Here is a 12620-nt window from a genome sequence, read left to right on the forward strand (position 1 = left end):
GCGTCGTTTGACGCGCCCGCCCCTAGAAGTCGAGATCGGCGTACCAGGCCGAGGCGGCGACGCCCGGGAACCGGTCGGCCAGCAGGGGGCGGAAGCAGGGGCGGGACTTCAGCTTCATGTACCAGGTCTTCAGGCCCGGCCAGTTGGCCCACGGGACCTCGCCGAAATAGTCCAGCACCGACAGATGGGCGGCCGCGACGAAATCGGCCTGGCCAATACGGCGTCCGGCCAGAGCGTCCCGGTTCGCCAGCAGGTCCTCCAGCATGGCGAGGTGCGATCTCAGGGCTTCACGCCCGGCGCGCAGGGCGCGGGCATCGGGCGATCCCAGACGCAGCAGGGGCTTCTCCATCCGCTCGTGCAGCAGGACGGCGTTGACCTCGTCGGTGAAACGGCGGTCGAACCAGCCGACCAGACGGCGCGTCTCGGCGCGCTCGGCGGCGTCGGTCGGCATCAGGAATGGTTCCCGCGAGCGGTCTTCCAGCCATCCCAGGATGGCGGCGGGTTCGCACAGGGTCAGGGACCGGCTGTCCTCGGTGACCTGGAGCACGGGCGGCATGCCCGAGGGGTTCAGACCGGCGACCGGGCAGTCGTTCTCCCACGGACGGACGAGGGTCTCGGTAAAGTCCCGTTTGGCCTCGCCCAACGCGAGGCGCACGGCGCGCGAGCCCGGATCGAAGGCGAAATGATACAGGACGCAGGCCGACATGGGCTGTTCATGCGCGCGAGGGCGTTAAGCCCGCGTTAGCCACGCCCTCAGGCCCACGGACCTTTTTTCGGTTTCGGCGCGGGGGCGTCGGAATCGGCGGGAGCTTCAGCGAAGACGCCGCCATGACGTTCGGCCCGGCCCCGGGGATCGGGATGGATCAGGATGTCGGCGCGGGGCCAGCCCGCCAGAAGCCGGTTCTCGGCCTCGACGACGATGGCGTGGGCCGCCTCCAGCGTCAGGTTCGGCTCCAGATCGACATGCATCTGGATCATAACCACGGACCCGGCCATGCGGGTGCGTAACTGGTGCACGCCGGAGATCCGGGGGTCGGCGAGCACGGCGGTGGTCATGGCGATCCGGTCGCTTTCCGGCAGGGCCTTGTCGACCAGATGATCGGCGGCGGTCTTCAGCATCCCGTAGGCGCCCCAGAACAGCCAGACCGCGACGACCAGTCCGGCGGCGGCGTCCAGTCCCGGCGCGGACAGAAAGGCGCCCGATATCACGCCGATCAGGACCACCGCGTTGGCGGCCAGGTCGGCGGCGTAGTGAGCGCGGTCGGCCTCGATCGCCATGGACCCGCTGGCCTTGATGGCGCGGCCCTGCATCCAGACCAGCCAGCCGGTCAGGGCGATCGAGATCAGGATCACCAGCACGCCCCAGTACCCCGCGGTCACCGGGCGGGGGTCGAAGATGCGCTGGATCGCCTCCCAGCCGATGAACAGGGCCGAGGCGAACACCAGCCCCGCCTGCACCATGGCGGCCAGGGCCTCGCCCTTGCCGTGACCGTGACGGTGGTCCGCATCGGGTGGAGCGGCGGCCCAGCGGACCGCGAGGAAGACGCCGAGCGAGGCCACCAGATCCAGGGCCGAATCCGCCAGCGAGGCGAGGATGGACACCGACCCCGAGGCGCCGAGGGCGAAGGCCTTCAGCGCGATCAGGACCACGGCCACCCCGACCGACAGGCGGGTGACGGCGCGGGTCGCGGAGTGGGCGTCTTCGAGAGCGCTGGCTGGGGCGGGGATCGTCATCGCCGTCTTGTCGCGGAAAGCCGCGCCCATGCCAAGGGTCGGGACCAGGGGCAACGCAACTGTCGCGGGCGTTAGCTTCATCGTCACGAAACGACCGCATCCTTGATGTCCGATGGTTCCACGAGGCCGAGGTTTCGGAGGCTCGCGTGCAGATGACGGACACGGCCCACTGGATCGGGCGAGGCGAGGCGATGGCCCGGCTGGGGGTCAAGTCGCAGACGCTCTATGCTTACGTCAGCCGGGGCCGGATCGCGGCCCGGCCCGACCCCGAGGATTCCCGGCGCAGCCTGTACGCCGCCCAGGACATCGCCCGGCTCAGCGGCGAGGCGGTCGAGGCCGAGGATGCGGCCGTATATCGCCGCACGCCCGGCGGCGCGGCGCGCGGCGAGGCTGATGTCTGTTCGTCCCTGACGGCGATCGCCGGCGGCCGGCTGTTCTATCGCGGACTGGACGCTGTCCAGCTGGCCGAGACCGCGACGCTGGAGGATGTGTCGCGGCGGCTGTGGGACGCGCGGGCGGTCAATCCGTTCGTCGGGGTCCGGCCCCGGATCGGGGCTGTCCCGGGCGGTTCGGTCCGGGCGCGCCTGTTCGCGGCCGTGGCCCGCCGCGCCGAGGAGGACGCCGATCCCAAGCCCCGATCCGCCGAGGATCTGCGGCTCGAGTGCGCCCGCGTGCTGGACGAGGCGGTGGACGCCGCCGTCGGCTCGGGCCCGCGCCTGTTCCTGCACCAGCGGTTGGCGCGCAGCTGGAAGACGCCCGAACGGGACGCCCACCTGATCCGCCGCGCCCTGGTGCTGTCGGCAGACCATGAAATAAACGCCGCCGTTCTGGCCACGCGCGCCGCGACCGACGGCGGCGCGGCCCCGGCGGCGGCGGCCTTCGCGGGCCTGCTGACGCTGGCCGGATCGCCGACGATGACCGAACTGACCCGCGCCTCGGACTGGATCGTCGCGGTGCGGCGTCAGGCAGCGGACGCCGCGCGCCGCGCCCATGAAATGGGTCGCCTCGTCGGCTTCGACGCGCTGGAGGACTATCCTGCGGGGGATCCGCGCGCCGCGGCGCTGCTGGGGGCGGCCGATCTGCCGGCCGACCTGGCCCGCGCGGTTCAGGAAGGCGAGACGGCGACGGGTCGCAAGGCGAATTTCCCTCTGGCCCTGGCGATGATCGCCCGGCGGCTGGAGCTGCCGCGCGACGGGGCCGCCGACCTGTTCCTGATGGGCCGCCTGGCGGGTCTGCTGGGTCATGCGCTGGATCAGGCCACGAACGGCTCGCCTATCCGGGCGCGCCTGCGCTATGTGGGTCCCGAACCGGGCGCGCACTGACGACCCGATCTGTTTGACGGGGCGTATATGGCGGACTGGCTGGCGGCGATCATCCTGGGTCTGGTCGAGGGACTGACCGAGTTCATTCCGGTATCGTCGACCGGGCATCTGCTGCTGACGCAGAAACTGCTGGGCCTGACCGACCCACGCTGGAGCTCCTTCGTTGTTCTGATCCAGATGGGCGCCATCCTGGCGGTCGTGGCGCTGTATTTCGCCCGGCTGTGGAAGGTGCTGATCAGTCTGCCGACCGATCCGAAGGCACGCCATTTCGCCATCAGCATCCTGATCGCCTTCCTGCCGTCGGTGATCGTGGGGGTCTTCCTCTACGACTTCATCAAGGCGGTTCTGTTCAACGTCGAGGGCGACACGGCGGTGACGGTGATCTGCCTCTCGCTGATCCTCGGCGGCTTCGGCCTGCTGGCGCTGGAGCGGTTCGCGCCAAAACCGACCGCCGACGACGCCATGACCCTGTCATGGAAACGGTCGCTGGGCGTGGGTCTGTTCCAGTGCCTGTCGGTGATTCCCGGCGTGTCCCGTTCGGGCGCGACCATCGCCGGCGGGCTGAGTCTGGGCCTGGACAAGCGAGCGGCGGCGGAATTCTCGTTCTTCCTGGCCATCCCGACCATGGTCGCCGCCTCGGGGTGGGACATCGTCCAGAGCGGGGCTCAGATCGACTGGAGCTTCGGCGGCATCATCGCTATCGGCTTTGTGGTGTCGTTCGTCAGCGGCTGGATCGTGGTCAAGACGATGGTCGATTTCGTCGCCCGGCACGGCTTCGCCCCCTTCGCCTGGTGGCGGATCGTGGTCGGAGTGATCGGTCTGGGATTGGTCTGGGCCGGCCTGGCCTGACTCAGGCGGTCGCTTCGGCGAACTGGCCGCCGCGGCGGTAGCGCCACAGATAGGACGGGGCGATGGCCTCGATGCCCGTGGGCTGGATACCCAGCTCGGCCAGACCCTCGGCGCCGTCGGCGACGACATTGTCCTTCTCCAGCAGCACGACCTGATCGCGGGTCAGCACCGGCGGAATACCGACCATGGCGGTCAACTGGGCCATGGAGCCGATGGCGCGCGCGGCGAAGAAGGGCAGGGGGATCAGGCCGTTCGAGCGATAGGTCTCGCGCAGGACCAGCTTCAGCACCTCCTCGAAGGTCATGACCGCCGGTCCGCCCAGTTCGAAGGTGCGGCCCGCCGCCTCGGGCAGGACGGTCGCGCGGGAGATGGCCTCGGCCACGTCGGCGACATAGACCGGCTGGAACCGGGTCTTGCCCCCGCCGATCAGGGGCAGGAACGGCGAGAACTGGGCCATGCGGGCGAAACGGTTCAGGAAGTCGTCGCCGGCGCCGAAGACGATCGACGGACGAACCACCACCGTGTCGGGCTTGACCTGGCGCACCGCCATCTCGGCCGCGGCCTTGGACAGGGCGTAGTCGGACTCGCTTTCGGGATCGGCGCCGATGGCCGAAATCTGGACCAGCCGGCTGATGTTGGCGGCGGCGACCGCCTCGGCGATGTTGCGCGAGGCCTCCACATGCTGGGCGTGGAAGGTTCGGCGGCCGGTTTCGTACAGGATGCCGATCAGATTGATGGCGGCGTCGGCGCCCTGCAGGGCGGAGGCGACGTCCTCCGGATTGTTGGCGTCGCAACGCACGGCCTGGATCTGGCCGACGGAGCCCGAGGTCTGCAGCTTCCAGGCGCGGTCGGGACGGCGGCAGGCGACGCGGACGCGCCAGCCCCGGCGGGCGAGAGCGCGCACCAAATGGCTGCCGACAAAGCCGGAACCGCCGAAAACGGTGACCAGTCCGGGGGCGAATTCGCTCATGATCCAGAGACTCCAACAGGCGGCGGCGCGCGCGGGGCAGACCCCGCGCCGGGGCCGGATTAGACGATGGCCGCGGGCGTCGCAACGCAAAGGCGACAAAAGCCTGTTGACCCGCTGGGGGGGCTGCCTTAAGGGTCCGCGCCTTCCGGACGGACATGCCTCGGCATGAAACCGTCTGGGCCCAGGTGGCGGAATTGGTAGACGCGCTGGCTTCAGGTGCCAGTGATAGAAATGTCGTGGAGGTTCGAGTCCTCTCCTGGGCACCATCTTTTGAGCGGCGCCGTGTCCTAGCGATACGGCGCCGTTCGTTTATGGTCTCCACATGAGCATTCCGACATGACCGTCCATTTCCACGAAGCCGACCTGCCGAACGGCCTGGACCTGGGTCCGGAGGTCGCGATCGACTCCGAGACCATGGGTCTGCGCTTCCGCCGCGATCCGCTGTGCGTGGTCCAGCTGTCGGCCGGCGACGGCGACGCCCACGTCGTGCGCATGAACCGCCCCGGCTACGACTGCCCGAACCTGAAACGGTTGCTGACCGACCCGGCGGTGCTGAAGCTGTTCCATTTCGGCCGCTTCGACATCGGCATGTTCCAGCTGCACCTCGGCGTCGAGACGCGCCCGGTCTATTGCACCAAGATCGCCTCCAGACTGGCCCGGACGTACACTGATCGCCACGGGCTCAAGGACGTCGTCCGCGAGCTGGTCGGCGTCGACCTGTCCAAGGCCCAGCAGTCCAGCGACTGGGGCGCCGCCGAACTGTCGCCGGCCCAGCTGGAATACGCCGCCTCCGACGTCCTGTACCTTCACGCCGCCAAGGCGAAGCTGGACGAGATGCTGGCGCGCGAGGGCCGCGCCGAACTGGCCCGCCAGTGTTTCGACTTCCTGCCCGGCCGGTCGGCCCTGGACCTGGCGGGATGGGACGAGACGGACATCTTCGCGCACAGCTGATGACAGACCCCGCCGACACCCGGGACCAGGCAGACGAGGCGCGCGTCGCCGCCACGGCGCGGGCGTTCCGCGCCCGGTCGCGGCGGGTCAGGCTGCTGCGCCGCATCCTGCCGGTGGCGATCATCGTCCTGGCTGGCGGCACGGTCAGCTGGATCGTCCTGCGCAGCGTCATGTCGGACGTCGAGCGCAAGGCAGGCACCAGCCGCGAGGTCCGTCTGGACAGCGCCATGTTCCACGGCCAGGACGCGGAGGGCCGCAGTTTCATGATCGGGGCCAGAAGCGCGGTGCGCGACCCCGAGACCGGCCAGTTCCGGCTGATCGGCCCGGCGCTGAAGCTGAACCTGGGCGGACGCAAGGTCACGACACTGACGGCCGACGGCGGCTCCTACAACGAGGCTGCGAAAACGGTCACGATCGGCCCCAATGTGCGGATATCGGACGGCGGCTCGGGTTTCGTCCTCGTCACGCCCGAGGCGGTGGTGAACACCGCGACCGGCGTGGTGACCGGATCGAAGGGCGTCGAGGGCTCCGGCCCCCTTGGAACCATCTCGGCTTCGTCCTATGCGATTTATGAACAGGGTGAGCGGGTCGTGTTCAGCGGCGCGGGTGATAATAAGATACACGGCACCATCAACGCCGGAGGGTCCAGCAGATGAGCATGAGCAGACTTTTGAGCGCGGCGGCCCCGGCGCTGGTCCTGGCGCTGGCGCTGGCGTCGATCCCGGCGGCCGGTGAGGCCCAGAGCCCGGTCAACAGCAGCGACGCCCCCATCTCGTTCGGCGCCGACTCCGGCGAGTACGTCGGCAACACCGTGACCCTGCGCGGCCGGGCCGAGCTGATCCAGGGCCAGAACCGTCTGCGCGCCGACAGCGTCTCGGGCCTGAGCCAGACGGGCGAAAGCCGCATCCAGGCGACCGGCAACGTCTATTTCGTCACCCCCGAGCAGACCATCCGGGGCGACAGCGCCGTCTATACCACCGCCGACGACATGATCGTGGTGACAGGGGACGTGATCCTGACCCAGGGCCAGAACGTGCTGACCGGTTCGCGCCTGACCTACAATGTCCGCACCCGGACGGCGCGGATCGAGGCGGGTGGCCAGGGCGGGCGTATCCGTGGCGTCTTCTATCCGCAGAACAGCGGGAACTGAGCCCCGGCTCGGACCTGACCTTTTGGCGCGCAAGGAACTCTCAGCCCTCAATGTGAACGAAGCCCCGGCTGAGCCGGCGGCGGTCGCCGCGCGCGCCACGGGTCTGAGGGTCGAGAACATCGCCCGGTCGTTCGGCCAGCGGCAGGTGGTGCGCGACGTCTCCCTGCACGTCCAGCGCGGCGAGGTGGCCGGTCTGCTGGGCCCCAACGGCGCCGGCAAGACGACCTGCTTCTACATGATCACCGGCCTGATTCCGCCCGACCACGGCACGATCTGGCTGGACGGCGAGGACATCACGGCCCAGCCGATGTACCAGCGCGCCCGCATGGGCCTGGGCTATCTGGCGCAGGAGGCCTCGATCTTCCGCGGCATGACGGTCGAGCACAATGTCATGGCGGTGGTCGAGCTGCACCACACCGGCCGTCAGGCCATCGCCGACGAGACCTCCCGCCTGCTGGAAGAGCTGCGCATCGATCACCTGCGCCACGCGCCCGCGTCCGGCCTGTCGGGCGGCGAGCGGCGGCGCTGCGAGATCGCGCGGGCGCTGGCGGGCAAGCCCAGCTTCATGCTGCTGGACGAACCCTTCGCCGGCATCGACCCCCTGGCCATCGCCGACATCCGCCAGGTGATCCGCTATCTGGCGGGCGAGGGGATCGGCGTGCTGATCACCGACCACAACGTGCGCGAGACGCTGGAAATCATCGACCACGCCTCGATCATCTCGGGCGGTTCGGTCCTGTTCGCGGGCAAGGCCGAGGACGTGATCCGCGATCCGGAAGTGCGCCGGGTCTATCTGGGCGACATGTACGGGTAATTCCGGACAAACTTGGGCCTGCGTTCCCTTGTCATCCCGGACGCCGCGAAGCGGCGATCCGGGACGGTCTGATCCCCGACTATACGTCCGAGCGAGGTATCGACCGGCTGGTCTGGTACGAGACCCACCAATACATCGATCAGGCCATCTTGCGGGAGAAGCGGATCAAGCGTTGGCGCAGGGAATGGAAATTCGCGCTGGTTGAAGAATCCAATCCCCGTTGGGGCGATCTGTACGGGGAACTGCGGGCGAGGGGAGGCTAGGCCCGGTTCGGCCTCGGCCGACCGGGCCTTGTGACGGTTGGCGCAACTTCCGTCCCGGATCGCCGCGTTTGCGGCGTCCGGGATGACAAGGGCTCCAGGCCCCCAGGGAACGTGGATTGGACTTGGGCGTCCCTCACTCCCGCCCCAGGCTCAACCGGCTGATCAGCACCGCCGCCCGCTGCGACTGGCGCACCAGACTGTCCAGATCGACCCATTCCCCATCCGCATGCGCGTTGCCGCCCGCCACGCCCAGACCGCCCAGCGTATCCACGTCGGCGGCGACGAAACCGCTGTCGGCCGCCCCGCGACGCGCCGGGTCATAGGCCGCCATCTCCGGCAGGCCGAGGTCGCGGTTGACGACGTTCAGCCGCTCCAGCAGGGCGATATTGCCCTCGCTCGGCGCCATGGGCGGATAGCCGCCCTCGCCGAAGACCAGTTCGGCCCCGGTCCGGGGCAGGTGGGCGTCGACGATGGTCTGCATGCCGGCGCGGATGCGGGCGTCCTGATCGGCCGTCAGGGTGCGCAGGTCGCCGCGCGCGATGGCGGTCGAGGCGACGATATTGGTCTTGCCCGAGGCGGTGACGCTGAAGCCCTCGGCGTCGATGGCGGCGGGCGTGCCCCCGGCGATGACGCCGACATTGTAGGTCAGGTTGGGCTCGGGCAGTTCGCGGCGGAAGCCGTCGAGGATGCGCGCCATCTCGTAGATCGCGCCATAGCCGAGCGTATCGTTGAACACGCCGCTGGAATGGCCGGTGCGGCCGCTCGTGGTCAGGGTCCAGTTGTTAGAACTGCGGCGGGCGATGGTCCCGAAGTCGGCCTCGTTCTCGACGGCCAGGTTCTCGAACTCCAAGGCGAAGGCGGCGGCCTTTCCGGCCTCGACCAGATCCCGCCGCGCGATCGACGCCGGCGCCCCCACCCGCTCTTCGTCTCCCGTCAGGACAATGGTGATGTTGGCGTCGTTCAGGGTCCCGGCGGCCTGCATGGCGCGCAGGGCGGCGATGATGACCACCACCCCGCCCTTGTCGTCGCCGATGCCCGGGCCCGTGGCGCGGGCGCCGTCGCGCTCGAAGCGCTGGAAGGGGTTGTCCGCCTCGAACACCGTGTCCAGATGGCCGATCAGCAGGATGTTGCGGCCCCGGCCGGCGTGGGTGGCGATCAGATGGCCCGCGCGGCCGGTCCCGGTCATGTCGACCCAGCGGACCGCGAAGCCCAGCGGCTCCAGCTCGGCCCGGACCATGTCGCCCACGGCCCGAACTCCGGCCAGGTTCAGCGACCCGCTGTTCTGGTTCACCATCCGCTCCAGCAGGGCGATGTGGCGGTCATGCTCCTGCGTCACGGTCCGCATCATGGTCCGCTCGGCCCGGCTGGACTGGGCCTGGGCGGCCGCGGGCAGGGCGAACAGCATCAGGATGGCAAGGAACAGGCGCATGGGGGACCTCTCACTGAACGGCCCCCAGCGTTTCCGATCCATCGTGCGGAGTAAAGGTCGCGCCGCCGCCGGGCGTTTAGAACGCCGTTAACCGGTTTGGCGACAAGGTCGCCCCAGCAAGTTTCGGGCCACGCGGCCGCGGCGGCTTGGCGCAGGGGAATACGGTGCTCGGTCAGAGGCTGGAGATCAGGCAGGGCCAGGGGCTGGTCATCACGCCCCAGCTGCAGCAGGCGATCAAGCTGCTGCAACTGTCGAACCTCGAGCTTGACGCCTTCGTCGAGGCCGAGCTGGAACGCAATCCGCTGCTGCAGCGCGAGGACGCCGAACCGGGCGGCGAGATCGAGACGCCCGCGGCCGCCGTCGAGAGCCACGACGCCGCCGAGATGAGCTTCGACGAGGGCCGGGTGGGCGACGCCGACCGGACGCTCGACGCCCGCTCGGACGACGTCTACGGCGACGCCAGCCCGGGCGAGCGCACCTCGGACCGGATGGAGGACGTCGGGACCGGCGAGGCCCAGGTCGGGCTCAACGACTGGTCGCGCGCCGGCTCGGGCGGCGGCCTGCCCGACGGCGAGGGCCGCGAACAGCCCGACACCCGCGACGCCACCCTGTGGGAGCATCTGCAGGGTCAGGCCTCGCAGGCGGGCTTCTCGGCCTCCGACCACGCCATCGCCCTGACCCTGATCGACGGCGTCGACGAGGGCGGCTATCTGCGCGGCGATCTGAACGAGGTCGCCGACCGGCTGGGCGTTCCGCTGGCGCGCGTCGAGTCGGTGCTGACCGTCTGTCAGGGTTTCGAACCGACCGGCGTCATGGCGCGCTCGGTGCCTGAATGCCTGAAGCTGCAGCTGATCGAGCGCAACCGCTTCGACCCGGCCATGGGCTGTATGCTCGACAACCTCGACCTGCTCGCCAAACGCGACCTTACCGCCCTGCGCAAGGCCTGCGGCGTCGACGCCGAGGACATGGCCGAGATGATCGCCGAGCTGAAGGCGCTGACGCCCCGCCCGGGCGCGGGCTTCGGCGGCGAACCGGCCCAGACCGTGATCCCCGACGTGCATGTGCGCGCCGACCCGGCCGGCGGCTGGAAGGTCGAGCTGAATTCGGACACCCTTCCGCGCCTGATCATGGACAAGCGCTATCACGGCGTGGTCGCAGCGGGCTCGCGGTCGGACATGGAGAAGACCTTCGTCGCCGACTGCGCGGCCCAGGCCAGCTGGCTGGTCAAGTCGCTGGATCAACGGGCCAAGACCATCCTCAAGGTCTCGTCCGAGATCGTCCGCCAGCAGGACGCCTTTCTGGCCTTCGGGGTAGAGTTCCTGCGGCCGCTGAACCTGAAGACCGTGGCCGACGCCATCGGCATGCATGAATCGACGGTCAGCCGGGTCACCTCGAACAAATACGTCTCGACCCCGCGCGGCGTGTTCGAGCTGAAATTCTTCTTCACGGCGGCGATCCAGTCCTCGGACGGCGGCGCGACTCACTCCGCCGAGGCCGTGCGGCACCGGATCAAGGCCATGATCGACGGCGAGGGCCGCGACGGGGACGTCCTGTCGGACGACCGGATCGTGGAGATCCTCAAGGAGACGGGCATCGACATCGCCCGCCGCACTGTGGCGAAATACCGCGAGGCGCTGCGCATCCCGTCGTCGGTCGAGCGCAAGCGGATGCTCCGGACCGGCTGAGCGCGTTCTCCCTCCCCCGAAGTGGGGAGGGACGGCGAGGCGCAGCCGAGCCCGGGTGGGGAAGGCCAGTCCCGCAACGGCCGCGCCCGGCTTCGCAATTCCCCACCCTGTCGCCGCTGCGCGCCGACATCCCTCCCCGCTTCGGGGGAGGGAGATCGCGCCTTCGCCGTAACCGTCACCACATTTCAGTGATCGGCGTTGACACCATTCGCGTTCGGTCGCGTTCTATCGACATGCAAATCCAGGTCAGCGGCAAGCACGTGGATGTTGGCGACGCGTTAGGCTCGCGCATCTCCCAGGAACTCGAAGACGGGATCGGCAAATATTTCGAACGCGGCGCCCAGGACGCCGAGGTCGTGGTGTCCAAGGACGGCTTCGGCTTCAAGGTGGACTGCTGGGTGCGTCTGGCGTCCGGAGAGGCCATCGTCACCACCGGACTGGGCGGCGACGCCCACGGGGCGTTCTCGGATTCGCTTGAAAAGCTCGAGAAGCGGGTCCGCCGTTACAAGCGCCGCCTCAAGAATCACCACGCCGGTCCGCGCGGCCTGTCGCCCGAGAAGACCGAAAACGCGGCCCGTGACGTGGCGCGCAGCATCGTCCTGCGCAGCCCGGACGAGGTCGAGGACGACACCTTCGGCGACGCCGGCGCCCCGGACGAACCGCCTCCCGTGGGCATGGTCATCGCCGAGACCGAGGCGGAGATCCGCACCATCACGGTCGGTCGGGCAGTGCTGGAGCTGGACATGACCGGCTATCCGGTCGTGCTGTTCCGCAACGCCGCGCACGGCGGCATCTCGGTGGTCTATCGCCGGCCTGACGGCAATGTGGGCTGGATCGATCCGGAGCGGACGGCGAAATCGATCAACGGACACGGTTCGGTAAACGGTAACGGCGTATAGTCTTCCCCTATGGAGGCGGGTGGTCTAAACGGCCCCCGCCCGTTCGGGATGTATGGGCAGAGTCGGGAACTCCTCATGGACATCGGTGATTTGCTGGCGGACGGCGGCGTCGTCCTGCGCAGCGGCGCATCGTCGAAGCGCCAGGCCCTGCATACGGTGGCCGAGGCCGCTGCCCAGGCTCTGGGAATGCCTGAAAACCGCGTGATGGAAGCCTTGCTTGAGCGCGAGGCCCTGGGCTCGACGGGCCTGGGCTCCGGCGTCGCCGTGCCGCACGCGCGCCTTGAGGGCGTAGAGCGGGTGACGGCAGTGTTCGTGCGTCTGGATACGCCCGTGGCCTATGGGGCGGTGGACGATCGTCCGGTGGATCTGCTGTTCGCCCTTTTCGCGCCGCCCCGGGATGGCGCCGAACACCTGCGGGCGCTGGCTGCGGTATCGCGCGCCCTTCGCTCGCCCGAAATGCGCGAGCAGCTGCGGCAGGCCCGCACCACCGACGCCATCCGCGCCCTTTTCGTCAGGGATCAGGCCCCCGCCACGGCGGCCTAGGGTTTTTCCCG

Annotated in this window: 13 protein-coding genes and 1 tRNA gene; 10 read left to right on the plus strand and 4 right to left on the minus strand. The window is 69.2% G+C overall.

Annotated features, from left to right (window positions below; translation table 11 throughout):
• Nucleotides 1-22: 22 nt before the first annotated feature.
• Together PSV23_RS03955 and PSV23_RS03960 are read right to left on the minus strand one after the other, a co-directional pair.
• Nucleotides 23-706, minus strand: coding sequence for a glutathione S-transferase family protein (locus tag PSV23_RS03955; protein WP_300466220.1), 684 nt, complete (start codon nucleotides 704-706; stop codon nucleotides 23-25).
• Nucleotides 707-753: 47 nt separating this feature from the next.
• A complete protein-coding gene (locus PSV23_RS03960; protein ID WP_300466221.1) occupies nucleotides 754-1734 on the minus strand; it encodes a cation diffusion facilitator family transporter in 981 nt (326 codons plus the stop codon).
• 152 nt (nucleotides 1735-1886) lie between these two features.
• On the opposite strand from PSV23_RS03960, the gene PSV23_RS03965 reads away from it, so the two are divergent.
• A complete protein-coding gene (locus PSV23_RS03965) occupies nucleotides 1887-3056 on the plus strand; it encodes a citrate/2-methylcitrate synthase (protein ID WP_300466251.1) in 1170 nt (389 codons plus the stop codon).
• Between the two features lie 27 nt (nucleotides 3057-3083).
• On the plus strand, nucleotides 3084-3905 hold the full coding sequence (locus tag PSV23_RS03970; RefSeq protein ID WP_300466222.1) for an undecaprenyl-diphosphate phosphatase: 822 nt from the start codon (nucleotides 3084-3086) through the stop codon (nucleotides 3903-3905).
• Nucleotide 3906: 1 nt separating this feature from the next.
• On the opposite strand, the gene PSV23_RS03975 is transcribed toward PSV23_RS03970, so the two are convergent.
• Nucleotides 3907-4875, minus strand: coding sequence for a complex I NDUFA9 subunit family protein (locus PSV23_RS03975; RefSeq protein WP_300466223.1), 969 nt, complete (start codon nucleotides 4873-4875; stop codon nucleotides 3907-3909).
• 179 nt (nucleotides 4876-5054) lie between these two features.
• Here PSV23_RS03975 and PSV23_RS03980 point away from each other — a divergent pair.
• The 5 genes from PSV23_RS03980 to lptB all read left to right on the plus strand — a co-directional run bounded on the left by PSV23_RS03980 (nucleotide 5055) and on the right by lptB (nucleotide 7790).
• Nucleotides 5055-5141 (plus strand) — tRNA-Leu (locus tag PSV23_RS03980).
• A 70-nt stretch (nucleotides 5142-5211) separates the two neighbouring features.
• The gene (locus PSV23_RS03985; RefSeq protein ID WP_300466224.1) at nucleotides 5212-5826 is read left to right on the plus strand and encodes a ribonuclease D; all 615 of its coding nucleotides are present in this window, start codon (nucleotides 5212-5214) and stop codon (nucleotides 5824-5826) included.
• Nucleotides 5826-6482: an LPS export ABC transporter periplasmic protein LptC gene (gene lptC / locus PSV23_RS03990; protein ID WP_300466225.1), complete on the plus strand. Its 657-nt coding sequence runs from the start codon at nucleotides 5826-5828 to the stop codon at nucleotides 6480-6482. The genes PSV23_RS03985 and lptC overlap by 1 nt, the downstream gene beginning before the upstream one ends.
• Nucleotides 6483-6484: 2 nt before the next feature.
• The gene (locus PSV23_RS03995; RefSeq protein WP_300466226.1) at nucleotides 6485-6976 is read left to right on the plus strand and encodes an LptA/OstA family protein; all 492 of its coding nucleotides are present in this window, start codon (nucleotides 6485-6487) and stop codon (nucleotides 6974-6976) included.
• A 52-nt stretch (nucleotides 6977-7028) separates the two neighbouring features.
• Nucleotides 7029-7790, plus strand: coding sequence for an LPS export ABC transporter ATP-binding protein (lptB, locus tag PSV23_RS04000; protein ID WP_300466227.1), 762 nt, complete (start codon nucleotides 7029-7031; stop codon nucleotides 7788-7790).
• Nucleotides 7791-8186: 396 nt separating this feature from the next.
• Here the strand turns inward: lptB and PSV23_RS04005 are convergent, their stop codons facing one another.
• A complete protein-coding gene (locus PSV23_RS04005; protein WP_300466228.1) occupies nucleotides 8187-9482 on the minus strand; it encodes a M20/M25/M40 family metallo-hydrolase in 1296 nt (431 codons plus the stop codon).
• A 164-nt stretch (nucleotides 9483-9646) separates the two neighbouring features.
• On the opposite strand from PSV23_RS04005, the gene rpoN reads away from it, so the two are divergent.
• From rpoN to ptsN, 3 genes are all read left to right on the plus strand, one after another.
• Nucleotides 9647-11167 carry an RNA polymerase factor sigma-54 gene (rpoN, locus tag PSV23_RS04010; RefSeq protein WP_300466229.1) on the plus strand — a complete coding sequence of 507 codons (1521 nt, stop codon included), beginning with the start codon at nucleotides 9647-9649 and terminating at the stop codon, nucleotides 11165-11167.
• Nucleotides 11168-11400: 233 nt separating this feature from the next.
• Entirely contained in the window at nucleotides 11401-12066 is a 666-nt protein-coding gene (gene hpf / locus PSV23_RS04015; RefSeq protein WP_300466230.1) for a ribosome hibernation-promoting factor, HPF/YfiA family, read from the plus strand.
• A 75-nt stretch (nucleotides 12067-12141) separates the two neighbouring features.
• Nucleotides 12142-12609, plus strand: a complete 468-nt coding sequence (ptsN, locus tag PSV23_RS04020; protein WP_300466231.1) for a PTS IIA-like nitrogen regulatory protein PtsN — start codon at nucleotides 12142-12144, stop codon at nucleotides 12607-12609.
• Nucleotides 12610-12620 lie beyond the last annotated feature (11 nt).

This window comes from Brevundimonas sp., from assembly GCF_029946145.1.
GTDB lineage: Bacteria > Pseudomonadota > Alphaproteobacteria > Caulobacterales > Caulobacteraceae > Brevundimonas.